Below are 22,225 nucleotides of genomic sequence, written 5' to 3' on the forward strand. Positions count from 1 at the left end.
CATGGCCGTCAGCTGTAGCAAGCCGCGTATTGTACTGCTTTAAACCTTGCCTGACCAGATCATCACCACCCCGAATACAATGTGGTTATAGACTAGAGCTTCTCCAGGGTTTGCATCCCGAGTTGGCGCATTTGCTGGCGGATCCAGCGACTGCGTTTGGCGACATAATCGGTCATCGGGGCCGGATGAATCCGGTAAGGGTTTGGCAGTACCGCTGCCAGCTGGGCAGATTGCTGAGCTGACAGGCGCGCAGCCGGGATGCCAAAGTAGGTCTGGCTGGCGGCTTCGATGCCGTACACCCCAGGGCCGAACTCAACGATATTGAGGTACATTTCAAGGATGCGCGTTTTGTCCCAAAGCCACTCCATCCATAAGGTGAAATACAGCTCGACCCCTTTGCGAATGAAAGTGCGGGACGGAAACAAAAACAGGTTTTTGGCCGTCTGTTGGGTAATGGTACTGCCACCTCGGCTCGGGCCGTCGCTGCCGCTTTGTTTCAAAATGGTCAGGACGGCATTAACGTCGATACCGCTGTGGTTCGGAAAGCGCTGATCTTCCGAAGCGATCACGGCCAGCTGGCTGTACGGTGAAATCGCCGATAACGGCTTCCAGTCATGGGCAGAGCGCGAAGGGTAACCGGCGGGCGGAAACAGGCTGCGGTGAAGCTGCCAGCCCCAGACCGGCGGATCGATGTATTTCCCGGCCATCACCAACAGGGGCGGGAGCGCCAGCAGAAGCAGTATAATGGTCAGCAAAAAGCGTTTCAGGCGGACGAACATAGGGGACGTAATCTTCCTCAAAATTGGATCAGCCCGCAGGGTGCAGCGATTAAGCACTGATTGCGTAGCAGAAATTAGGTAAAATGATAGCAAACAGGTCGCTGTACCTGCCATAAATCAGAGTAGTGAGCATAACAAATGGAAACCGGAATGGAACAGTTTGATGTGGTTGTCGCCGGTGGCGGCATGGTCGGCGCGGCGATGGCAATAGGTCTGGCGCAGCAGGGACTGACTGTGGCGGTACTGGAGGGGGTTGCTCCCGCCACTTTTGCTGCTGACCAGCCGATGGATTTGCGGGTGTCGGCAATCTCACCCAGCTCGGTTGCCCTGCTGGAACGCCTGGGAGCCTGGGACAATGTGCGCGCCATGCGGTTGTGCCCGTACAAACGGCTTGAAACCTGGGAACACCCTGAGTGCCGGACCCGGTTCAGTGCCGAGGACATGCATCTCGATCAACTGGGCTTCATTGTGGAAAACCGTGTGATTCAGCTGGCGTTGTGGCAGCAGTTTGAACACTATCCGAATCTGACATTACTTTGCCCGGCGCGCATGGCATCGGCGACCCCACATGACGCCGGCTATCACATCAAGTTGGCCAGCGGAGAAGTATTAAGTGCGCGTTTACTGGTTGGGGCTGATGGGGCAAACTCTCAAGTTCGTCAGCAGGCCGGGATCGGAGTGACCGCGTGGGATTATCGCCAGCATTGTATGCTCATTAATATTGCGACCGCTTTGCCGCAACAGGACATTACCTGGCAGCAATTTACCCCAAGTGGTCCCCGCTCGTTCCTGCCATTGCCGGGCCATCAGGGCTCGCTGGTCTGGTATGACAGCCCTTCCCGCATCAAGCTGCTATCGACAATGGAACCTGAACAGCTGAAAGCGCAAATCGCCGCCCATTTTCCACCAGAGCTGGGCGATTTTTCAGTTATCGGCCAGGGCAGCTTTCCCCTCACTCGTCGCCATGCCCAGCATTATTTCAAGCCGGGTGTCGTGCTATTGGGGGATGCTGCTCATACCATTAATCCATTGGCAGGGCAGGGGGTGAACCTCGGCTTTAAGGATGTGGATACGTTGTTGCATGAAATGGAAAAGGCCGGCAATGATTGGGCCAGTTTGCGGGTCTTAAAAGCTTATGAGCGCCGTCGTCGTCCGGATAACCTGCTGATGCAAACCGGTATGGACTTTTTCTATACGACATTTAGCAATAATTTGCTGCCGGTCAAATTGCTGCGAAATGCGGGACTGAAACTGGCAGAGCATGCCGGACCGCTCAAACAGCAGGTGCTGAAATACGCGATGGGCATGTAATCGATACAGTGAGCCTGAGGGCTCACTTTTTTGTGCCTTGGTTTTTTCCTGGGCTTTGCGGTATCTCGTTCTAAGCATGGTCGCACCCTAGGCACATTCTTCTTATTCCATCTTATCCTGTCTCTCACCATCCGCTCTGATCCTGCCTGCCGTTGCATCTTCTTAAACAGTTAGCGTCAGCTGCCAAGTGCTTATCATCTACCTCCAGGCGCTTATCATTTACCGCTGGCGTGTATGAGTCATCTCAATGGGGATTTGGATGGCCAGTCAACCCTATAGTGTTCCGAATTCTATGTCGTGTTTTCGCCTGCCGGAAGCGTCGGGATTGATGTGCTGAGGCGTGATATGTCTAGGAGAAGTCAGCAGAGAAAGGTGTACAGAGAGAAGACGCTTGGTGCTCGAAACTGCTAGTCGCAGGTGCCTAATGGCCTGGTCAATGTAGATGAAAGCCGGTAGATAAAGCTACGTTGATAGAATTGGAGCTAGAAAAAGAAACAGCCGAATGTGACAGGCACATTCGGCTTAACAACCAGAGAGATACGATCATTGAGTAGGTTGTAAAAAATCGTTGCTCAGCACCCTAGCCGGATGCCAGACAAAAGAAAACCCACCAAAGGTGGGTTTCTTAAAGGATGGTGCGGAAGGAGAGACTTGAACTCTCACACCTTGCGGCGCCAGAACCTAAATCTGGTGCGTCTACCAATTTCGCCACTTCCGCGTAACTTAGCGTGCTGATAAATTCAGTACGATAAGTGAAATAATGGCAGGGCTACCTGGATTCGAACCAGGGAATGGCGGCATCAAAAGCCGCTGCCTTACCGCTTGGCGATAGCCCTACAGGTGCTCTGTAACAGAGACTTTAATCAGAGAGAATGGTGCGGAAGGAGAGACTTGAACTCTCACACCTTGCGGCGCCAGAACCTAAATCTGGTGCGTCTACCAATTTCGCCACTTCCGCATTTTGGTTTGCTGTTACCAGCAGTGTTCTCTGATTGTATTCTCAGACTGAAAAAACAATCTGAAAAATATGGTGCGGAAGGAGAGACTTGAACTCTCACACCTTGCGGCGCCAGAACCTAAATCTGGTGCGTCTACCAATTTCGCCACTTCCGCATATTTTGTTGCTTACGCCCGAAAGCCTAAGACTTGAATGTTGGTGCGGAGGGAGGGACTTGAACCCTCACGTCCTTGCGGACACTAGCACCTGAAGCTAGCGCGTCTACCAATTCCGCCACCACCGCACGTGGTTTATTTTTACATTCTCCGGAGAGAATGGTGGCTACGACGGGATTCGAACCTGTGACCCCATCATTATGAGTGATGTGCTCTAACCAACTGAGCTACGTAGCCACTTTAACGCTGCTGACATAAAAATCAACATCGAAAAGTAATGGCAGGTCTACCTGGATTCGAACCAGGGAATGGCGGCATCAAAAGCCGCTGCCTTACCGCTTGGCGATAGACCTGCAGTTGCTCTTTACAGAGACTTGAATAATGGTGCGGAAGGAGAGACTTGAACTCTCACACCTTGCGGCGCCAGAACCTAAATCTGGTGCGTCTACCAATTTCGCCACTTCCGCGTTGCTTACATCCCGAACGAGTCGGCAGATAAGTCAATAATGGCAGGTCTACCTGGATTCGAACCAGGGAATGGCGGCATCAAAAGCCGCTGCCTTACCGCTTGGCGATAGACCTGCAGGGCAACTCTTAAAATTAAGAGGTAACCTAAATGTTGGTGCGGAGGGAGGGACTTGAACCCTCACGTCCTTGCGGACACTAGCACCTGAAGCTAGCGCGTCTACCAATTCCGCCACCACCGCACGTGGTTTATTTTTACATTCTCCGGAGAGAATGGTGGCTACGACGGGATTCGAACCTGTGACCCCATCATTATGAGTGATGTGCTCTAACCAACTGAGCTACGTAGCCACTTTAACGCTGCTGACATAAAAATCAACATCGAAAAGTAATGGCAGGTCTACCTGGATTCGAACCAGGGAATGGCGGCATCAAAAGCCGCTGCCTTACCGCTTGGCGATAGACCTGCAGTTGCTCTTTACAGAGACTTGAATAATGGTGCGGAAGGAGAGACTTGAACTCTCACACCTTGCGGCGCCAGAACCTAAATCTGGTGCGTCTACCAATTTCGCCACTTCCGCGTTGCTTACATCCCGAACGAGTCGGCAGATAAGTCAATAATGGCAGGTCTACCTGGATTCGAACCAGGGAATGGCGGCATCAAAAGCCGCTGCCTTACCGCTTGGCGATAGACCTGCAGGGCAACTCTTAAAATTAAGAGGTAACCTAAATGTTGGTGCGGAGGGAGGGACTTGAACCCTCACGTCCTTGCGGACACTAGCACCTGAAGCTAGCGCGTCTACCAATTCCGCCACCACCGCACGTGGTTTATTTTTACATTCTCCGGGGAGAATGGTGGCTACGACGGGATTCGAACCTGTGACCCCATCATTATGAGTGATGTGCTCTAACCAACTGAGCTACGTAGCCATATGGGTTGCCGACTATACCTGATAATCACCAACCTTGTAAAGATGGCAGGTCTACCTGGATTCGAACCAGGGAATGGCGGCATCAAAAGCCGCTGCCTTACCGCTTGGCGATAGACCTGCAGGCGCTCTGTAACAGAGACTTTAATCAGAGAGAATGGTGCGGAAGGAGAGACTTGAACTCTCACACCTTGCGGCGCCAGAACCTAAATCTGGTGCGTCTACCAATTTCGCCACTTCCGCATTTTGGTTTGCTGTTACCAGCAGTATTCTCTGATTGTATTCTCAGACTGAAAAAACAATCTGAAAAATATGGTGCGGAAGGAGAGACTTGAACTCTCACACCTTGCGGCGCCAGAACCTAAATCTGGTGCGTCTACCAATTTCGCCACTTCCGCATATTTTGTTGCTTACGCCCGAAAGCCTAAGACTAGAATGTTGGTGCGGAGGGAGGGACTTGAACCCTCACGTCCTTGCGGACACTAGCACCTGAAGCTAGCGCGTCTACCAATTCCGCCACCACCGCACGTGGTTTATTTTTACATTCTCCGAGGAGAATGGTGGCTACGACGGGATTCGAACCTGTGACCCCATCATTATGAGTGATGTGCTCTAACCAACTGAGCTACGTAGCCATATGGGTTGCCGACTATACCTGATAATCATCAACCTTGTAAAGATGGCAGGTCTACCTGGATTCGAACCAGGGAATGGCGGCATCAAAAGCCGCTGCCTTACCGCTTGGCGATAGACCTACAGGGCAGCTCTTAATAATTTAAGAGATAACCGAAATTTTGGTGCGGAGGGAGGGACTTGAACCCTCACGTCCTTGCGGACACTAGCACCTGAAGCTAGCGCGTCTACCAATTCCGCCACCACCGCACGTGGTTTATTTTTACATTCTCCGGGGGAGAATGGTGGCTACGACGGGATTCGAACCTGTGACCCCATCATTATGAGTGATGTGCTCTAACCAACTGAGCTACGTAGCCATCTTTTTGTTTTCCTTGCAGCTTGTCTTGCTGACCGCTGTCTCGGGAACGGGGCGCATTATGCTAATACCAGCCAATACCGTCAACAGTTTTTTTTAAGATCCCCCGAAAATTCGATTGTTCGATGGATATTTGGACGAAGTGGGCGATTGACGTGCTGATTTTGTGGTTTCTGAAGGGGATAGGCAGGAAATCCGCAGTCTCTCATGGGCCGGGTTCGTTTTTGATTTGATGTTACAGGCTGACAAAACGGCGCTGAAAATGAAATGTGTGTTGGTTTTTTTATGCGTTGTTGTCGCATAGACGTCGAAACGCTAGCGCCAAAAGCAAAATGCCAACCCCAAAAAACAAGAAGCCAGCCCGCAGGCTGGCTTTTGGACAACAATTGTCAGCAGTAAGCTCAGGTGTCACTGCCGCGCTTGTTGGTGATAGGTTGAATAGCTTATACGTTGAAGCGGAAGTGAACTACGTCGCCGTCTTTAACGATGTACTCTTTACCTTCCAGACGCCATTTACCTGCGTCTTTTGCACCGTTTTCGCCACCAAACTCGATGTAGTGGTCGTAACCAATAACTTCTGCGCGGATAAAGCCTTTTTCGAAGTCAGTGTGGATTTTACCCGCCGCCTGAGGAGCTGTAGCACCTACAGGGATCGTCCATGCACGAACTTCTTTCACACCAGCGGTGAAGTATGTTTGCAGGTTCAGCAGCTCGTAGCCAGAACGGATCACACGGTTCAGGCCTGGCTCTTCAATGCCCAGATCAGCCAGGAACTCTTCGCGGTCAGCATCATCCAGCTCAGCAATTTCTGATTCAATGGCTGCACAAACCGGGACTACCACAGCATTTTCTTTTGCCGCGTGCTCACGCACCATTTCCAGGAACGGGTTATCTTCGAAACCGTCTTCGCTGACGTTTGCGATGTACATAGTCGGCTTCAGCGTCAGGAAGTTCAGGTAGCTGATAGCTGCTGCTTCTTCTTTTGTCAGATCGATCGAACGTGCCATACCACCTTCGGTAAAGGTCGGCAGCATTTTTTCCAGTACCGCGATTTCGAATTTAGCATCTTTGTCGCCGCCTTTCGCACGCTTCGCCTGACGCTGAATGGCGCGCTCACAGGTATCCAGGTCAGCCAGTGCCAGCTCCAGGTTGATAACTTCGATATCATCCAGAGGGTTGATCTTACCGGCAACGTGAACAATGTTATCGTTCTCGAAACAACGTACAACGTGACCAATCGCGTCGGTTTCACGGATGTTAGCCAGGAATTTGTTACCCAGGCCTTCACCTTTTGACGCACCCGCTACCAGACCGGCGATATCTACGAATTCCATGGTCGTTGGCAGGATGCGTTCTGGTTTCACAATGGCCGCCAGCGCGTCAAGACGCAGATCAGGAACTGGAACCACGCCAGTGTTTGGCTCAATGGTACAGAACGGGAAGTTAGCTGCCTCGATACCTGCTTTGGTCAGGGCATTGAAAAGTGTTGACTTGCCTACGTTTGGCAGGCCGACGATTCCGCATTTAAAACCCATGGTGTAAAACCCTTTTGGTAGTGTTCGGTAAAACAGTCTGACAGCGGTTCTGTCAGATCAAATTCATGGTTGGTGACTATTATTCAGCTTTGAATGAATGTAGTCGATTCTGCGCTTTATTCAGGCCGTCTTTGAGCAAAATATCCATGCAGCGTACCGCTTCATCAACGGCGGCATCGATTTGCTCCTGCTCTTTGGCGGGAGCTTTGCCCAGTACAAAACCGGCAACTTTGTTTTTATCTCCCGGATGGCCGATGCCGATGCGTAGACGATAAAACTCTTTGTTGTTGCCCATTTTACTGATGATGTCGCGCAAGCCGTTATGGCCTCCGTGACCACCGCCTTTCTTGAACTTGGCGACGCCCGGCGGCAGATCCAGTTCATCATGCGCCACGAGAATCTCTTCCGGTTTAATCTGGAAGAAGTTGGCCAATGCTGCCACCGACTTGCCTGAGAGGTTCATGTAGGTAGATGGGATCAGCAAACGCAGATCCTGGCCATTGGCTTGGATCCGGCCGGTCAGGCCAAAATATTTGGCTTCATCACGCAGGATCACATTGTGGACACGGGCCAGCTCTTCGACCACCCATGCTCCCGCATTATGGCGGGTTTTCGCATACTCGGCGCCCGGGTTAGCCAGACCGACTAACAGGCGAATATTATTACTCACGCTCGTCTCTCAAGTCTTAGGGGCTGAAAACGCGCGCTATGTTATACCAAACGCGGGGAAATTGATATCTTCACCCCAGCCGTGGTTAACAGGCCGCCTGGTAATCACGGTGGTGGCGCTGTCCGGACACGGTTGATACCGGCGGGAAAAACAAAAACGCCCCGCAATTGCAGGGCGTTTGAAAACGATCAGTGTCGAGATTAATGCTCGAACATCGCCGAAATTGACTCTTCGTTGCTGATGCGACGAATGGCTTCCGCCAGCATGCCTGATAGCGTCAGTACAGAAACTTTACCGGTTGCAGCCATTTCTGGAGACAGTGGGATAGAGTCGGTGACGATCACTTCGTCAATGACAGACTCTTTGATGTTCTGTGGGGCACTGCCAGAGAAAACAGGGTGGGTAGCGTATGCAAATACACGCTTTGCACCACGTTCTTTCAGCGCTTCTGCCGCTTTACACAGTGTACCGCCGGTGTCGATCATGTCGTCAACAATGATACAGTCACGGCCTTCCACGTCACCGATCAGGTGCATAACCTGAGAAACGTTCGCACGAGGACGACGCTTGTCGATGATAGCGATGTCAGTGTCATCCAGCAGTTTTGCTGTTGCACGGGCACGCACTACACCACCGATATCCGGAGAAACCACAACTGGATCTTCCAGGCTTTTCGCCAGCATGTCTTCCAGCAGAACAGGGCTGCCGAAAATGTTGTCTACTGGTACATCGAAGAAGCCCTGAATCTGCTCTGCGTGCAGGTCAACAGTCAGAACGCGGTCAACACCCACGTTAGACAGGAAGTCAGCAACCACTTTAGCAGTAATTGGCACACGGGCAGAACGGACGCGGCGGTCTTGGCGAGCGTAGCCGAAGTAAGGGATAACAGCAGTGATACGGCCTGCTGAAGCACGGCGCAGTGCATCGATCATAACAACCAGTTCCATCAGGTTGTCGTTAGTTGGCGCACAGGTCGATTGAATGATGAATACGTCGCTACCACGGACGTTCTCATTAATCTGAACACAGACTTCACCGTCGGAGAAACGGTTAACTGTTGCGTCTCCGAGTGAAATGTAAAGACGATCAGCGATGCGTTGGGCTAGCTCTGGTGTCGCGTTACCAGCAAACAGCTTCATATCAGGCACGGTGGAAACCTCAGGTTGCGTCCAAGTTGTAGTTACTGACAATCCGTAGAAAGTGCGTGCAAGGCTGTCAAAAGAGGCGATGTGTTGACACCTTTGGCAACAAATCCGTGGAGCCAGTCAGGTAATTTTTTGAGAGTTGCATTGGCTTCGTGTTGGGTGCTAAATTCAGCGAAAACACAAGCGCCAGTGCCAGTCAATCTCGACGGCGCGTATTCTAACAGCCACGAAAGTGCCTTATCAACCTCGGGGTGCAGTGATCTCACGATTTTTTCGCAATCGTTTTCGTAAACCCCCGTCAATAGGGCATTCAGTGAGCGTTTTTCGGTATCACGTTTTAACCCCGGATGGGTGAAAATATCCACGGTGGCGATATTTACCTCAGGTTTCACGATCAGATACCACTTTTCCTCCGGCTCTGCCGGTTGCAGTTGCTCTCCGACACCTTCGGCAAAGGCACTGAAACCGCGGACGAAGACCGGCACGTCAGCACCGAGCTTCAGACCAATCTCTGCCAGTTCATCCACACTGAGGTTGGTTTGCCACAGGTAGTTCAGCGCTACCAAGGTCGTCGCCGCATTTGAAGATCCCCCTCCCAGACCCCCACCCATCGGCAGAATTTTCTCAATATGGATGTCGGCACCGGCTTTGATTCTGGCATAGCGACGTAGGGCATCGGCCGCTCTGAAGATCAGGTTATCTTCGGTCGCCACCCCCGGAATCGCGGGTGTCAGGATCAGGTCATTACTGTTGTTGGCGGTAATGGTTAGGGTATCGCCATGGTCGAGAAACTGAAACAGGGTTTGCAGCTCGTGATACCCATCCGGGCGGCGGCCGGTAATGTACAGAAACAGATTAAGCTTGGCTGGCGCCGGCCAGCGGGTCGTGCGGGTGATCATAGTATGCTCAGTTAGTAGACCAGTTATTAATAACAAGGGTAATGGTAACCCCGGTAGTGCTCAGAACCAGACGCTTAGGTAAGGCCGGCGTTACCGAGTAATCATACTCGTTGTAATCAAGCTGCCATAGCTTGCCATCGATTTCTTTCGCCAGGTAGCTGACGCGTCCTTCCTTGTTCAGCTGGTAGGTATCGGCAGCGGTTGGCAGGCCAATCAGCCAGTCCCGCATTTGGGTTACCGGTAAATTCAGGCCGGTTAGTTGTTCAACCAGTTTCCCGGCATCGCGGCCCTGGAAGGTTTTCCCCTCGTTATTAACCAGCGTGACCGATGACGGCGTGGCATTGAGCTTCAGCAGGGTGCTGCCAAGAAAATTGGTCAGCAGCAGCTTGTCTTCGCGCGGGCGGGTTTCCCAGTGCATATTGGCACTGAAACGTTGGCTGCCTTTATACCCAAGTTTCCCGGCTGCCTGATAGTGGGTCAGTTTAGTCAGCGCCTGTTCGTGGCTTTCCCAGCTGGTTTTGTGGTCGGTAGTCGGGGAGGTGGCACAGCCGCTCAGAAAGGCAAACAGGAAAAAAAGTACCGTTGTGCGACGGACCGGAACAGAAAGATGCCAATGGCGAAGCTCAAGAGTAGACAACATGGGTATCATTGTTTTTGTAAAGGATTATCGCCAAACAATAGCGGTAAAAAGGGAGGAATACCAATTTCTTAATGTTGATTTTGCAGTCTTTTTACTCGAACTTGATGAATTTGTTGTTAAAGAAAACACAGGTTTTGTGGTGTTATGCCATATTGATTAGGCTTGTGTTCTTTAATTAAGTTGGGGCATCAAGTAAAATCCCGCCCTACATCTTTTTTCATTGGCGAAGTGGTACACCGTCTCCATGACATTGCTTGCACTAGGAATCAACCATAAAACGGCCTCCGTAGACTTACGTGAACGGGTTGCGTTTTCGCCTGAAAAAATGAAACAGGCGCTGGCCCAATTGCAAGACCATCCCGATGTGAACAGCGGTGTTATCGTTTCTACCTGTAACCGTACTGAGCTGTACTGTGATGTGTCGCAGTCTGGTCCGGGGATCATGATTGACTGGCTGAGTAAGTTCCATCAAATCAGTACTGAAGATCTGATGCCGAGCCTGTATTTTCATGAAGAGCAGGCTGCTGTCCGGCACCTGATGCGGGTGTCCTGCGGGCTGGATTCGCTGGTATTGGGCGAGCCGCAGATTCTGGGTCAGGTGAAACAATCGTATTCTGACTCCCGGGAGCACGAGGTTGTGCACGGGATGCTCGAAAAGCTGTTCCATAAAACGTTTACCGTGGCGAAGCGAGTGCGCACCGAAACTGACATTGGCGGCAATGCGGTATCGGTGGCATTTGCGGCCTGTACGCTGGCCAAACAGATTTTTGAATCGCTCAGCGACGCGACTGTTTTGCTCGTCGGAGCCGGGGAAACCATTGAGCTGGTTTCCCGTCATTTGGCTGAACAGGGATGTAATAAGCTGATTGTGGCCAACCGTACCCGTGAGCGGGCGGAGAATCTGGCGAAGGAATTCGGTGCGGAAGTGATTACCCTGCCGGAGATTCCGGAGTACCTGCATCGGGCTGACATCGTGATCAGTTCAACGGCCAGTCCGCTGCCGATTATCGGCAAGGGGATGGTAGAGAAAGCCATTAAGCTGCGCCGTCACCAGCCGATGCTGCTGGTGGATATTGCCGTGCCGCGTGATATTGAGCCGGAAGTCGGCGATCTTAGCGATGCTTATCTGTATACGGTCGATGATCTGCACAGCATCGTCGAGAAAAACCGTGAGCAGCGCAAGATGGCCGCTATTCAGGCGGAAGCGATTGTCAGTGAGGAAAGCGCCGCCTTTATGAGCTGGATGCGATCCCTTGAAGCGGTAGACAGTATCCGGCAGTACCGATGCCAGGCTGATGATATCAAATCCGATTTGCTCAGCCGCAGCCTGCAGGCGCTGGCAAATGGCAGCGATCCGGAAAAACTGCTGATTGAGCTGAGTAACAAGCTGACCAATAAACTTATCCATGCCCCAACCCGTGCAATGAAAGACGCGGCCCATAATGGCGAACCCGAAAAACTGGCCGTGATCCGAGAAGCCCTCGGACTGGACATTGCCAAAAATTAATCCGGCAGAGCACTGCGCTCTGTTATTAGTGGAACTCAGTAGATACCTATATGAAACCTTCGATTTTAGTGAAATTAGAAACGCTGGTTGAGCGTTATGAAGAAGTCCAGCACTTGTTGAGCGATCCGGCTGTAATTGGTGACCAGGACAAATTTCGTGCGCTGTCCCGCGAGTATTCACAACTGGAGGAAGTGACCAAGTGCTTCCAGGCTTACCTGCAGGCAAAAGACGATCTGGCCACAGCAGAAGAAATGGCGCAGGAAGACGATCCGGAAATGCGTGAAATGGCGCAGGAAGAAGTGAAGGAAGCGAAAGCGGAAATCGAGCGTCTGGAAGATGAACTGCAGGTACTGCTGATTCCTAAAGATCCGAATGATGATCGTAATTGTTTCATTGAAATCCGTGCCGGTGCTGGTGGTGACGAAGCCGGTATCTTTGCCGGTGACCTGTTCCGTATGTACAGCAAGTTTGCGGAATCCCGTGGCTGGCGCATTGAAGTGATGAATGCCAACTCGGCTGAGCACGGCGGTTACAAAGAAATGATCGCCAAAGTGGCGGGTGATGGGGCGTATGGTACGTTGAAGTTTGAATCTGGCGGCCACCGTGTTCAGCGTGTTCCGGCAACCGAATCGCAAGGGCGTGTTCACACATCAGCATGTACTGTCGCTGTACTGCCGGAAATTCCTGAAGCGGAAATCCCGGAGATTAATGCCGGTGACCTGAAAATTGATACCTTCCGGGCATCGGGCGCGGGTGGTCAGCACGTTAACACCACTGATTCTGCGATTCGTATTACTCACTTGCCAACCGGCATTGTGGTGGAATGTCAGGATGAGCGTTCTCAGCACAAGAACAAAGCCAAAGCAATGGCGGTGCTGGCGGCGCGTATTATCAAGGCTGAAGAAGAAAAACGTCATGCAGAAGAAGCCAGTACCCGTCGTAACCTGTTGGGTTCCGGTGACCGCTCTGACCGTATTCGTACCTACAATTACCCGCAGGGACGTGTGTCCGATCACCGTATCAACCTGACCATTTACCGTCTGAACGAGGTCATGGAAGGAGAACTGAATACGCTGATTGAACCGGTGCTGCTGGAGTACCAAGCTGATCAGCTGGCGGCAATGGCCGAGCTGAACTGATGCAGCGTTCCATTGATGCCCTGCTGAAGCAGGCAGCATCAGCGTTAAGTGATGCGGGCTCAGACAGCCCGCATATCGATGCTGCCGTGCTGCTTTGCCATGTGCTCGACAAACCCCGCAGCTACTTACTGACCTGGCCGGAAAAAGAACTTGATGATTCGCAGCTGAGCGCGTTTAATGCGCTGTTAGCGCGCCGATTGACCGGCGAGCCGATTGCCTATATTGTCGGCGAGCGTGAATTCTGGTCATTGCCACTGAAAGTGGCACCCCATACTTTGATCCCACGACCGGATACTGAGCGCCTGGTGGAACTGGCATTGGATAAAATGCCGCCGCAAGCCTGTACCGTGTTGGATCTGGGAACCGGCACCGGCGCGATTGCCCTGGCCATCGCTTCGGAATGTCCACAGGCTCAGGTTACCGGGATCGATCTGCGGCCGGAGGCTGCGGCACTGGCGGAAGAAAACCGGATACGGCTGGGCATCGCGAATGCACGCTTTCTCAGTGGTAGCTGGTATAGCCCGCTGGACAGCCAGGAGCGTTTTGCTGTGATTGTCAGCAATCCGCCCTATATTGATGCGACTGATCCGCATCTGGATCAAGGGGACGTTCGGTTCGAGCCGAAAAGTGCCCTGGTCGCTGATGACGAAGGGCTGGCTGATATTCGTATTATCAGTGAGCAAGGTCGTCTTCACCTGAATGCCGGAGGCTGGCTGTTGCTGGAGCATGGCTACGAGCAAGGACAAGCGGTGCGCGAAATTTTAACATCGCTTGGTTACCAGCAGGTTTCGACCGCGCAAGATTATGCCGGCCTGGATCGTGTTACTCTGGGTTGCTGGCAAGGATAGAGAGAGAAGAATAATGTACACTGCTGTAAAACACCTTCACATGTTGGCGATTGCCCTGAGCGTGCTGCTGTTTGTGGTACGTTACGGCCTGATGATGGCCGACTCCCCGCTGAACCAGAAGAAATTCCTCAAAATTACCCCGCATGTGGTGGACACTGTGCTGTTGTTAACCGGTGTGGGCCTGATTTTTATCACCGGTTTTATGCCGTTTGCCCCGGGTGGCGAGTGGTTGACGCAGAAACTGACCTGCGTGTTGGCCTATATTGCTTTGGGTGTCTTTACCCTCAAAGTAGGTCGTAACAAAGTATTCAAGACATTCGCCTTCCTTGGTGCGTTGGGCTGGGTAGTGGCGGCTGCGCAATTGGCAATGACCAAAACTTCATTGCTGGGATAACCATGTTTCATTATACCGAACAAGAATTAGCACACATGCCTCTGGTTGAAGGGGCCATTGAAGTGACGGCGGCGGTGGATCCTTCCTTTCCTGCTGGTTGGGTAAAAGTGCAACTGGATCGGCTGGCTCAAGAGGCTGAAGAGGCACTACTGGATGAACCGAATGCCTCGCTGCGCCTTGATGGACTCATTCGCCTGTTTTACCGCGAGTGGGGATTCCGAGGCGATCACGAGCAGTATTTTTCTTCCGATAACGTCTTTCTGGATAAGGTGCTGGAGCGCCGGAAAGGGATCCCGGTCAGTCTGGGCGCGATTTTCCTGTATCTGGCGGATAAGCTGGAACTGCCGGTACGCGGCGTCGGATTTCCGACCCAGTTTGTCCTGAAAGTTGAGTGGTATGACGCGGAACCGCAGTTTATTAATCCGTTTGACGGTGAATACCTCAGCAAGCGAGTGATGGGAGCCTGGCTGAAGGGGCATCGCGGCCCGTTCAGCGAGCTGCGCAGTGAGTATTTCAATACCGCTGAGACCATTGATATTCTGGCCCGCTGGCTGACCGTTATGAAAAGCGCGTTGCTGCGTGAAGGACTGTTTACCGAAGCCTTGCGTTGCAGTGATGTGGTGCTGGACGCCTTCCGGCCGGGTGATCCCCATGAAATCCGTGATCGCGGCTATATTTATCAGCAGCTGGAATGCAGTCATGCTGCGGCCATGGATTATGAATATTTTATTGAGCAATGCCCTGAAGATCCGGCAGCAGAGCTGCTGAAGCTGCAAGTGGCAGAACTCCACAAAGAGCCGTTGACTCTGCACTGAGCAGGGTGGGCGAAGAGAAAAAAGAGAGATGATGATGGAACAGAAAGTTGTTCGCGTTGGCGATATTGATGTCGCTAATGACAAGCCATTTGTCCTGTTTGGTGGTATGAACGTACTGGAATCACGCGATTTAGCGATGCGAATCTGTGAAAAGTACGTTGAAGTGACGGACAAACTGGGTATTCCTTACGTCTTCAAAGCCTCGTTTGATAAAGCGAACCGTTCATCCGTTCACTCTTACCGTGGTCCGGGCATGGAAGAAGGCCTGAAGATTTTCCAGGAACTGAAGGATACCTTCGGCGTTAAAATCATCACGGATATTCATGAGCAGTACCAGGCGCAGCCTGTTGCCGACGTGGTTGATGTGATCCAGTTGCCTGCTTTTCTGGCCCGTCAGACAGACCTGGTGGAAGCGATGGCGAAAACCGGCGCGGTAATTAACGTGAAGAAACCTCAGTTCATGAGCCCGGGTCAAGTTGGCAACATCGTGGAAAAATTCGCAGAGTGCGGCAATGAGCAGATCATCCTGTGTGAGCGTGGGGTACTGCACGGATACGATAACCTGATTGTGGACATGCTGGGCTTTGGCGTAATGAAAAAAGCATCCAAGGGCAGCCCAATCATCTTTGACGTGACTCATGCTCTGCAATGTCGCGATCCTTTGGGAGCCGCGTCCGGTGGTCGCCGTGATCAGACTATTGATCTGGCGTTTTCTGGTCTGGCGACAAGAATTGCCGGTCTGTTTATGGAAGCACACCCGAATCCTGATCAGGCGCGCTGTGATGGCCCGTCTGCCTTCCCTCTGGATAAGTTGGAAGCCTTCCTGTCTCAGGCAAAACAGCTGGATGACATGATCAAGAGCTTTGAGCCTATCGACATCCAATAAGTCGAGTGGCTATACCATATAAAATACCCCTGCGGTTACCGTCAGGGGTATTTTTTTGTCTGTTTGTAGTGAAATCTGCTATGCCATTGATTTAGATCAATGTGAAGCATAATGTGCATTTTGTTTGATAACTTTGCACTAGGCAGGATTTATTGTAAAAATTAAAAAGTGTAAAATTTTGTACTTTAACTCTGTTATAGTTGGTTTTATTGGAGTTTTATTCTTATGAAATTCATTTAAATCGACATGAAAATCTATTTGTTAATGGTTTTTTAAGTGATATGTGTTAGCTTGTTGCTTTGAGAATTTCATACTGGATATGCATACTCACAGCCGATTAATATGCTGAATGGATAGGTGGTTGCGTGTCTATATCTCAAATTACGCAGGAAGCGATTTCTGAGCAACAAGTAAGCCGTTGGACGAAACACGATACAAGCTGGATGTTGAGCTTGTTTGGTACGGCTGTTGGAGCGGGAATTCTGTTCCTGCCAATTAATATTGGTATCGGTGGTTTCTGGTCACTGATTATTATGGCTGTTCTGGCCGGTCCGATGACGTTTCTGGCTCACCGTGGCTTGGCGCGTTTCGTACTTTCATCATCTCGTCGCGATGCAGATTTTACCGATGTGGTAGAAGAGCACTTCGGTAAAAGTGCAGGACGAATGATTTCAATGCTGTATTTCCTGTCCATTTTCCCGATTCTTTTGATTTACGGCGTGGGTCTGACTAACACAGTAGACAGTTTCGTGGTCAACCAGATGGGCTGGGAAAGCCCTAACCGTGTGCTGCTGTCTGGCGTACTGGTGTTTGGCATGATTTCGATCATGATGGCCGGTGAGAAAGTGATGCTGCGTTCGTTCGAGCTGATCGTTTACCCGCTGGCTGCAATTCTGGCTGGCTTGTCTCTGTATCTGATCCCGAACTGGCAGATGCCGCACATGGCAATGGATGTCGATTTGGGCCAGTTTACGCATACCCTGTGGTTAGCTATCCCGGTGACCGTGTTTGCCTTTAGCCACGCGGCCGCGATTTCGAGCTTCACCCACGCTCAGCGCCGTCAGTACGGTGATCAGGCGCAGCCTAAATCGGAGCAGATCCTGAAACGTACCTCGGTAATGCTGATTTCGTTTGTGCTTTTCTTTGTCTTCTCATGTGTACTGAGCCTGACGCCAGAGCAACTGACAGAAGCGAAAATGCAAAACGTGTCGGTACTGTCATATCTGGCTAATGTGAACGATAGCCCGTTCATTGTTGCTCTGGGTCCAATCATTGCCTTTATCGCGATCACCTCTTCTTTCCTGGGTCACTTCCTGGGGGCACGTGAAAGCCTGAATGGCATGATGCAAAAGCAGCTGTCATGGTCGGCAGGGACTATCGACAAAGTCGGCATCGTCTTTATGTTCCTGGCTATCTGGGGCGCATCAATCATGAACCCGAGCATTCTGGGTATGATGGAAGCGCTGTCTGGCCCGGTTATCGCGATGATTCTGTTCCTGATGCCAATGATTGCGGTATTCAAGGTTGAGTCACTGAAGCGCTACCGCGGCAATGCCAGCACTTACTTTATTATGCTGATGGGGGCACTGGCGGTTACCGGTCTGCTGTTCAGCATGATCTAACCTGGCGCTACTGACTGCGATAAACGAAAAAGGCTTGCCGGTAGGCAGGCCTTTTTTATCATTTCTACTCAGTACTCAGTACTCAGTACTCAGTACTCAGTACTCAGCACTCAGCACTCAGCACCCCCGAATGTCTGTGGGTTGCGGTGCGGGGAGAAGATCAGGCGAGGGGCTCGCGTGAGTTTTTATTACTTGAATTCTTAATACTGAAGTAAAGCCTTTCGCCGTTTACAAGTGAGCAGATGATAAGGGCGCAACACAGGAACAACCCAATAGGCCATAGCTTCGGGGGTAAAACCGGCGCGGAGGAATAAACCTTCAGTGCAGGTGATGCATTCTGCAGGGGTATTCGAAATACGGTAAAAGGAACAGAGGCTGACGGTATGCATGGGGATGTTTCTTGCCCGGCAAAAGATAAAAAAACCGCCTTCGAGAAGGCGGTTTGTCCGTTGTTCGTTGCTGCTGTCTGTCAGCTGACGGCAGAAGTTACAGCTTAAAGCGGCTGATTTCCTGATGCAGTTGGTGGGATAGCTCCGACAGCTCGGCTGCTTGTTTCGCGGCTTCGTCAGCTTCCACGGCCAGTTCATTGGACACATCGCGGATCCCTTCGGTATTACGGGTGATCTCAGCGGTTACAGAAGACTGCTCTTCTGCCGCCGATGCGATTTGGGTGGCCATGTCACTGATATTGGTCACTGCCGAGTTGATTTGCGACAGGCTGGCTGACGCGGCATTGGCATCATCCACACTGGTTTCTGCCAGACGACGACTGTCTTCCATAATGCCTACCGCACGCCCTGTGGTCTGCTGCAGGGTTTCAATCATCTGCTGGATTTCCTGCGTAGAGGCGTGGGTGCGCTGGCTCAGAACTCGCACTTCGTCTGCAACGACAGCAAAACCACGTCCCTGCTCACCGGCACGGGCCGCTTCAATGGCCGCATTAAGTGCCAGCAGGTTTGTTTGCTCTGCAATGTCCTGAATGGTCGACAAAATGGTGTTGATGCTCTGAGCGTGCGTGTTCAGTTCGCCAATCACACCCGTCGCCGTGTCCACTTCCGTCGCCAGGCTGGTGATAGAGTGTTGGCTTTGGCCGACCTGCGCGGCACCATGCTCAGAAACCTGCACAGTTTCACCCGCAGTGCGAGCAGTGTTGTCGGCATTACCGGCAATCTCCTGTGTTGCCGCCGCCATTTCGTTAATCGCAGTGGCAACCATATTGATCTCATCCTGCTGATGCTGGATGCGGGTGCTGCGCTCTTCCGCCTGCGAGGCGGTGACATGCGCCTGCTGGGTCAGGGCATTGGAAACGTCATTCAGGGTCGAAACCATGCTGTGCATGTTGCCGACGAAACGGTTGAAGTTATGTGCCAGCTGGCCGACTTCATCATCGCTGCGTGGCTCCAGACGCTGAGTCAGGTCACCTTCGCCAGTTGCAATTTCAGCCAGTGCGTCAGACACGCGGGCCAGATCCCGGAACAGGTAACCGACCAGTGCTGCGACTGCCCCTACCACAATCAGAGTGATTACGATGGAGGTAATAATCAGCTGGCGCAGCAGTGCCGTGTGTGCGGCTTCTTCTGTCGCACGATCCATTTCCAGGCCCAGAATCCAGTCAGTATCCGGAACTTGGCTGAAGTAGAATAGCTTCTCTTTACCATCAATGATGGCTGACTGGATTTCGCCGCTGCGGGTGGCCGCTTTGATCGACTCCATGGTCAACTGATTCGTGAAGCGGTTGATTGGCTGTAGGATCAGAGATTCATTCGGATGGGCAAGAAACGTGTTGTCCTGCTGATTGATCAGCATTGCGTAGGCGTTGGTGCCCACATCCAGGTTGATCACGTCGTTGATCAGTTGATCAATCAGAACGTCTGCGCCGACCACACCGACCATTGAACCTCGCTTCATTACAGGTTCTGCAATGGTAACCAGCAGGGCGTTGGTGATGGCATCGCGGTATGCGGTGGTGATGAGCTGCTTGCCAGCCGCTTGAGCATCACGGTACCAGGGACGGGTGCGAGGGTCATAATCTGCGCGGTTACGTTCCGGATGTGAACGGTACATGGCACCAGCAGGGGTACCAAAGAAGATGTCGTCAAACCCACCGGCTTTGCGGGCCTGTTGCAGGTAAGGGACGACGTCAGCTTCTTCACTGTAATCATTAAATGCGCTGGCAATATCACGGCGGATATTAACCCAGTTAGCAATGCCGTCACGGGCGGCACTGGCCAGACTGTCGGCGCGGGAATAAATTCCGTTTCGGGTTTGTTCAAAAAGTTGGTCTGCGGCGAGCCAGGTCAGTGCTGTTGCCATAACAACGACAGCTGACAGACTGGCTCCAATGAGCTTTTGTTTTAAGGATAGTGACATTTTTAATGTTCTCAACGGGTCAGGATGAGTGATGCGTGGCGGATTTTATAGCGGTTTATTACATGTTGCACGAAAAAGTGACATGTATTAAAAAATTTTATAAAACCGTGAAAAAGAATGACTTTTTATTGGCGATATTGTCTTTTGGTGTCAATAAGTTGACCATTTTTCGTGTGTCATGGCCGTGATTTGAACGCACTGCATGATTTAATAGCGACCACCTTCTTTGGGTATTAAGTGCCGTTGTTAAAACGGTTGAAGGGCTCACAAAAAATAAATGCGAGCGACGGTGAAAAGTTTCACCTTACCCATCAGCTATCTCTCATTACTATGAAACAGGAGGTATTGCGCGGCGTGAATACAATCTTGCCGTGATATTCTGCACAACAGTCTTTTTCTGGATGTTTAGACGTCTAGAAGTTGACACTGCCAGAGTGAAGCCTTAGGCTAGGCAAAATTTTTAGAAAAGATGTCCTGTAGTCATCATGCCAAATACAACACAACATACTTCGACGGAGCCGACGCCCTCGGCACTGCCGCTACTCCCTCTGGGAATATTCCTTGCGCTATTTATTGGTGTGGGGACTTATTTGACTCTGCAAGGTGTGGACTTTGCCTTTTACCAGTTACCGGCTCCAGTAGCCGCGTTACCAGCTATCGTCGTTGCGATCCTGCTGAGTAAGGAAAATCTCAATAAAGCGATTGAACAATTCCTGCGTGGGGTAGGCCATGGCGATATTATGGCAATGTGTATGATCTACCTGCTTGCCGGTGCCTTTGCGGCAGTCGCGAAAGCAACGGGTGGGGTGGATGCGACGGTTAACCTCGGACTTTCTATGCTGCCGGCCAGCCTGATTCTGCCGGGCATTTTTGTGATTTCTGCTTTCATCGCGACAGCGATGGGAACGTCCATGGGCACCATTGCAGCGGTGGCTCCGGTTGCGCTGGGGATTGCGCAGGCGTCGGGAATGGATATTGCCCTGACCGCGGGTGTGGTACTCAGCGGCGCCATGTTCGGTGACAACCTGTCGATCATTTCAGATACCACGATTGCGGCGACTCGCTCTCAGGGCTGTCAGATGAAAGACAAGTTCCGTGAGAATATCCGTATTGCCCTGCCTGCGGCGTTGGCGGCGATCGTTCTGTTCCTGCTGAGCAGCACCCCAAGTGAGTTACCGGCAACCTCGGAAGTGGAATGGCTGAAGGTGTTGCCTTACGTCACGATTCTGGTGCTGGCTGTGTCCGGCGTGAATGTGTTTGTGGTGCTGAGCCTGGGCATTGTGCTGGCGGGCGGTATCGGTCTGGTTTCACTGCCTGAGTACCAACTGGCCACGTTCGGTCAGGATATCTACAGCGGCTTTGGTAATATGCAGGAAATTTTCCTGCTGTCGATGATGATTGGCGGTATGGGTGAACTGATGCGCCAGCAAGGAGGCCTTGCTTTCCTGACTCAGCTGGTCAGCAAGATTATCCGGGTGTTCAGTAAGCAGCATACTCAGGGGGAAAACCTGCGTGCCAGTGAGCTGGGGATTGCCGGTCTGGTCAGTATGACCAATGTGTGTACGGCCAATAACACCGTTGCCATCATTGTGTCTGGCGGTGTTGCGCGTGAACTGGCGGAAGAAAATGGTGTGACGGCCCGTCGTTCGGCCAGCCTGCTGGATATCTTCTCTTGTGTGGTGCAGGGTATCCTGCCATATGGTGCACAGGCTCTGTTGCTGGGCTCGGTGTTTGGTTTGTCACCGCTGGAAGTGGTCAGTCACTCTTACTACTGTTTCTTCCTGGCTCTGGCGGCTGTTGTGGCGGTATTCCTTCGCCACCAGTCACGCAACCTGGCTGTTGCATAAGTGATTGCTACAGGCCTTCATGCGATAGCGTAAGTACGCAGAAAAAGACAGAAATGACTCAAGCCTCCCGTCGTGGAGGCTTTTTTATGCTTGCTCTCTCAATATTTCAAAATGGAATGAGTGGTATAGTGATCTGGTCAACATATTGATGAAATCTATACAACAAGATTCATTAATTATTTTAAACTGACGCTCGTTATCTCCCTGTTTCTCCTCATTTTGCAGGCTTTTTTGATGCCTGTGCTTTCGTTTGTCTGCGTGACTGGCGCCAGAGCGTCCAGAACCACCGGAAAGGGGAGGTAGCGCCACAAGTGCGGTGA

17 protein-coding genes and 24 tRNA genes are annotated in these 22,225 nt (G+C 51.7%); 10 read left to right on the forward strand and 31 right to left on the reverse strand.

Annotation, left to right across the window (positions count from 1 at the left end):
• Window positions 1-92: 92 nt before the first annotated feature.
• Entirely contained in the window at window positions 93-779 is a 687-nt protein-coding gene (mtgA, locus tag FH974_RS03570; RefSeq protein WP_084712663.1) for a monofunctional biosynthetic peptidoglycan transglycosylase, read from the reverse strand.
• A 150-nt stretch (window positions 780-929) separates the two neighbouring features.
• Here mtgA and FH974_RS03575 point away from each other — a divergent pair, with 150 nt between their 5' ends.
• The gene (locus tag FH974_RS03575) at window positions 930-2,090 is read left to right on the forward strand and encodes a 2-octaprenyl-3-methyl-6-methoxy-1,4-benzoquinol hydroxylase (protein WP_047886744.1); all 1,161 of its coding nucleotides are present in this window, start codon (window positions 930-932) and stop codon (window positions 2,088-2,090) included.
• Window positions 2,091-2,723: 633 nt separating this feature from the next.
• Here FH974_RS03575 and FH974_RS03580 read toward each other — a convergent pair.
• From FH974_RS03580 to lolB, 29 genes are all read right to left on the reverse strand, one after another.
• Window positions 2,724-2,808, reverse strand: a tRNA-Leu gene (locus tag FH974_RS03580).
• Window positions 2,809-2,851: 43 nt separating this feature from the next.
• Window positions 2,852-2,926, reverse strand: a tRNA-Gln gene (locus FH974_RS03585).
• 37 nt (window positions 2,927-2,963) lie between these two features.
• Window positions 2,964-3,048, reverse strand: a tRNA-Leu gene (locus tag FH974_RS03590).
• 70 nt (window positions 3,049-3,118) lie between these two features.
• Window positions 3,119-3,203: transfer RNA gene (locus FH974_RS03595), tRNA-Leu, on the reverse strand.
• Between the two features lie 41 nt (window positions 3,204-3,244).
• Window positions 3,245-3,331 (reverse strand) — tRNA-Leu (locus tag FH974_RS03600).
• A gap of 32 nt (window positions 3,332-3,363) precedes the next feature.
• Window positions 3,364-3,440: transfer RNA gene (locus FH974_RS03605), tRNA-Met, on the reverse strand.
• A gap of 41 nt (window positions 3,441-3,481) precedes the next feature.
• Window positions 3,482-3,556: transfer RNA gene (locus tag FH974_RS03610), tRNA-Gln, on the reverse strand.
• A 29-nt stretch (window positions 3,557-3,585) separates the two neighbouring features.
• Window positions 3,586-3,670, reverse strand: a tRNA-Leu gene (locus tag FH974_RS03615).
• A 40-nt stretch (window positions 3,671-3,710) separates the two neighbouring features.
• A tRNA-Gln gene (locus FH974_RS03620) sits at window positions 3,711-3,785 on the reverse strand.
• Window positions 3,786-3,823: 38 nt separating this feature from the next.
• Window positions 3,824-3,910 (reverse strand) — tRNA-Leu (locus tag FH974_RS03625).
• 32 nt (window positions 3,911-3,942) lie between these two features.
• Window positions 3,943-4,019, reverse strand: a tRNA-Met gene (locus tag FH974_RS03630).
• A gap of 41 nt (window positions 4,020-4,060) precedes the next feature.
• Window positions 4,061-4,135: transfer RNA gene (locus FH974_RS03635), tRNA-Gln, on the reverse strand.
• A gap of 29 nt (window positions 4,136-4,164) precedes the next feature.
• Window positions 4,165-4,249: transfer RNA gene (locus FH974_RS03640), tRNA-Leu, on the reverse strand.
• Between the two features lie 40 nt (window positions 4,250-4,289).
• Window positions 4,290-4,364: transfer RNA gene (locus FH974_RS03645), tRNA-Gln, on the reverse strand.
• Window positions 4,365-4,402: 38 nt separating this feature from the next.
• Window positions 4,403-4,489: transfer RNA gene (locus FH974_RS03650), tRNA-Leu, on the reverse strand.
• 32 nt (window positions 4,490-4,521) lie between these two features.
• Window positions 4,522-4,598 (reverse strand) — tRNA-Met (locus FH974_RS03655).
• 45 nt (window positions 4,599-4,643) lie between these two features.
• Window positions 4,644-4,718, reverse strand: a tRNA-Gln gene (locus FH974_RS03660).
• A gap of 37 nt (window positions 4,719-4,755) precedes the next feature.
• Window positions 4,756-4,840 (reverse strand) — tRNA-Leu (locus FH974_RS03665).
• Between the two features lie 70 nt (window positions 4,841-4,910).
• Window positions 4,911-4,995: transfer RNA gene (locus FH974_RS03670), tRNA-Leu, on the reverse strand.
• Window positions 4,996-5,036: 41 nt separating this feature from the next.
• Window positions 5,037-5,123 (reverse strand) — tRNA-Leu (locus FH974_RS03675).
• A gap of 32 nt (window positions 5,124-5,155) precedes the next feature.
• Window positions 5,156-5,232: transfer RNA gene (locus FH974_RS03680), tRNA-Met, on the reverse strand.
• 45 nt (window positions 5,233-5,277) lie between these two features.
• Window positions 5,278-5,352, reverse strand: a tRNA-Gln gene (locus FH974_RS03685).
• A 40-nt stretch (window positions 5,353-5,392) separates the two neighbouring features.
• A tRNA-Leu gene (locus FH974_RS03690) sits at window positions 5,393-5,479 on the reverse strand.
• A gap of 33 nt (window positions 5,480-5,512) precedes the next feature.
• Window positions 5,513-5,589, reverse strand: a tRNA-Met gene (locus FH974_RS03695).
• Window positions 5,590-6,031: 442 nt separating this feature from the next.
• Complete coding sequence (gene ychF / locus FH974_RS03700; RefSeq protein ID WP_047887635.1) at window positions 6,032-7,123, reverse strand: redox-regulated ATPase YchF; 1,092 nt, start codon at window positions 7,121-7,123, stop codon at window positions 6,032-6,034.
• 79 nt (window positions 7,124-7,202) lie between these two features.
• Entirely contained in the window at window positions 7,203-7,793 is a 591-nt protein-coding gene (gene pth / locus FH974_RS03705; RefSeq protein WP_047887636.1) for an aminoacyl-tRNA hydrolase, read from the reverse strand.
• Window positions 7,794-7,993: 200 nt separating this feature from the next.
• On the reverse strand, window positions 7,994-8,941 hold the full coding sequence (locus FH974_RS03710) for a ribose-phosphate pyrophosphokinase (protein ID WP_146149710.1): 948 nt from the start codon (window positions 8,939-8,941) through the stop codon (window positions 7,994-7,996).
• A 32-nt stretch (window positions 8,942-8,973) separates the two neighbouring features.
• A complete protein-coding gene (gene ispE / locus FH974_RS03715) occupies window positions 8,974-9,837 on the reverse strand; it encodes a 4-(cytidine 5'-diphospho)-2-C-methyl-D-erythritol kinase (protein WP_047887638.1) in 864 nt (287 codons plus the stop codon).
• A 7-nt stretch (window positions 9,838-9,844) separates the two neighbouring features.
• Window positions 9,845-10,477 carry a lipoprotein insertase outer membrane protein LolB gene (gene lolB, locus FH974_RS03720; protein ID WP_107193920.1) on the reverse strand — a complete coding sequence of 211 codons (633 nt, stop codon included), beginning with the start codon at window positions 10,475-10,477 and terminating at the stop codon, window positions 9,845-9,847.
• Between lolB and FH974_RS03725 the strand changes: the two genes are divergently transcribed.
• The 8 genes from FH974_RS03725 to FH974_RS03760 all read left to right on the forward strand — a co-directional run bounded on the left by FH974_RS03725 (window position 10,476) and on the right by FH974_RS03760 (window position 17,688).
• Window positions 10,476-10,637, forward strand: a complete 162-nt coding sequence (locus tag FH974_RS03725) for a hypothetical protein (RefSeq protein ID WP_157038333.1) — start codon at window positions 10,476-10,478, stop codon at window positions 10,635-10,637. The genes lolB and FH974_RS03725 overlap by 2 nt on opposite strands.
• Before the next feature lie 84 nt (window positions 10,638-10,721).
• Window positions 10,722-11,984 carry a glutamyl-tRNA reductase gene (hemA, locus tag FH974_RS03730; RefSeq protein ID WP_047887639.1) on the forward strand — a complete coding sequence of 421 codons (1,263 nt, stop codon included), beginning with the start codon at window positions 10,722-10,724 and terminating at the stop codon, window positions 11,982-11,984.
• A 50-nt stretch (window positions 11,985-12,034) separates the two neighbouring features.
• Window positions 12,035-13,123: a peptide chain release factor 1 gene (prfA, locus tag FH974_RS03735; RefSeq protein ID WP_047887640.1), complete on the forward strand. Its 1,089-nt coding sequence runs from the start codon at window positions 12,035-12,037 to the stop codon at window positions 13,121-13,123.
• Window positions 13,123-13,971, forward strand: coding sequence for a peptide chain release factor N(5)-glutamine methyltransferase (gene prmC, locus FH974_RS03740; RefSeq protein WP_047887641.1), 849 nt, complete (start codon window positions 13,123-13,125; stop codon window positions 13,969-13,971). The genes prfA and prmC overlap by 1 nt, the downstream gene beginning before the upstream one ends.
• Before the next feature lie 13 nt (window positions 13,972-13,984).
• The gene (locus FH974_RS03745; RefSeq protein WP_047887642.1) at window positions 13,985-14,365 is read left to right on the forward strand and encodes a SirB2 family protein; all 381 of its coding nucleotides are present in this window, start codon (window positions 13,985-13,987) and stop codon (window positions 14,363-14,365) included.
• A gap of 2 nt (window positions 14,366-14,367) precedes the next feature.
• On the forward strand, window positions 14,368-15,180 hold the full coding sequence (locus tag FH974_RS03750) for a SirB1 family protein (protein ID WP_047887643.1): 813 nt from the start codon (window positions 14,368-14,370) through the stop codon (window positions 15,178-15,180).
• 31 nt (window positions 15,181-15,211) lie between these two features.
• The gene (gene kdsA, locus FH974_RS03755; RefSeq protein ID WP_207103494.1) at window positions 15,212-16,066 is read left to right on the forward strand and encodes a 3-deoxy-8-phosphooctulonate synthase; all 855 of its coding nucleotides are present in this window, start codon (window positions 15,212-15,214) and stop codon (window positions 16,064-16,066) included.
• Window positions 16,067-16,431: 365 nt separating this feature from the next.
• A complete protein-coding gene (locus tag FH974_RS03760; RefSeq protein WP_047887644.1) occupies window positions 16,432-17,688 on the forward strand; it encodes an SLC5/6 family protein in 1,257 nt (418 codons plus the stop codon).
• Window positions 17,689-18,174: 486 nt separating this feature from the next.
• Here the strand turns inward: FH974_RS03760 and FH974_RS03765 are convergent, their stop codons facing one another.
• A complete protein-coding gene (locus tag FH974_RS03765) occupies window positions 18,175-20,058 on the reverse strand; it encodes a methyl-accepting chemotaxis protein (protein ID WP_047887645.1) in 1,884 nt (627 codons plus the stop codon).
• A 485-nt stretch (window positions 20,059-20,543) separates the two neighbouring features.
• Here FH974_RS03765 and FH974_RS03770 point away from each other — a divergent pair, with 485 nt between their 5' ends.
• Window positions 20,544-21,905: a Na+/H+ antiporter NhaC family protein gene (locus FH974_RS03770; protein WP_047887646.1), complete on the forward strand. Its 1,362-nt coding sequence runs from the start codon at window positions 20,544-20,546 to the stop codon at window positions 21,903-21,905.
• Window positions 21,906-22,225 lie beyond the last annotated feature (320 nt).

The organism is Photobacterium ganghwense, assembly GCF_017329545.1.
In the GTDB taxonomy this organism is placed as follows: domain Bacteria; phylum Pseudomonadota; class Gammaproteobacteria; order Enterobacterales; family Vibrionaceae; genus Photobacterium; species Photobacterium ganghwense.

Bases quoted from the DNA above. Each gene is read 5' to 3' on its own strand.
- mtgA (WP_084712663.1), bottom strand. From the start codon at position 779: ATGTTCGTCCGCCTGAAACGCTTTTTGCTGACCATTATACTGCTTCTG.
- FH974_RS03575 (WP_047886744.1), top strand. From the start codon at position 930: ATGGAACAGTTTGATGTGGTTGTCGCCGGTGGCGGCATGGTCGGCGCG.
- ychF (WP_047887635.1), bottom strand. From the start codon at position 7,123: ATGGGTTTTAAATGCGGAATCGTCGGCCTGCCAAACGTAGGCAAGTCA.
- ispE (WP_047887638.1), bottom strand. From the start codon at position 9,837: ATGATCACCCGCACGACCCGCTGGCCGGCGCCAGCCAAGCTTAATCTG.
- FH974_RS03725 (WP_157038333.1), top strand. From the start codon at position 10,476: ATGGGTATCATTGTTTTTGTAAAGGATTATCGCCAAACAATAGCGGTA.
- lolB (WP_107193920.1), bottom strand. From the start codon at position 10,477: ATGTTGTCTACTCTTGAGCTTCGCCATTGGCATCTTTCTGTTCCGGTC.
- hemA (WP_047887639.1), top strand. From the start codon at position 10,722: ATGACATTGCTTGCACTAGGAATCAACCATAAAACGGCCTCCGTAGAC.
- prfA (WP_047887640.1), top strand. From the start codon at position 12,035: ATGAAACCTTCGATTTTAGTGAAATTAGAAACGCTGGTTGAGCGTTAT.
- prmC (WP_047887641.1), top strand. From the start codon at position 13,123: ATGCAGCGTTCCATTGATGCCCTGCTGAAGCAGGCAGCATCAGCGTTA.
- FH974_RS03745 (WP_047887642.1), top strand. From the start codon at position 13,985: ATGTACACTGCTGTAAAACACCTTCACATGTTGGCGATTGCCCTGAGC.
- FH974_RS03750 (WP_047887643.1), top strand. From the start codon at position 14,368: ATGTTTCATTATACCGAACAAGAATTAGCACACATGCCTCTGGTTGAA.
- kdsA (WP_207103494.1), top strand. From the start codon at position 15,212: ATGATGGAACAGAAAGTTGTTCGCGTTGGCGATATTGATGTCGCTAAT.
- FH974_RS03765 (WP_047887645.1), bottom strand. From the start codon at position 20,058: ATGTCACTATCCTTAAAACAAAAGCTCATTGGAGCCAGTCTGTCAGCT.
- FH974_RS03770 (WP_047887646.1), top strand. From the start codon at position 20,544: ATGCCAAATACAACACAACATACTTCGACGGAGCCGACGCCCTCGGCA.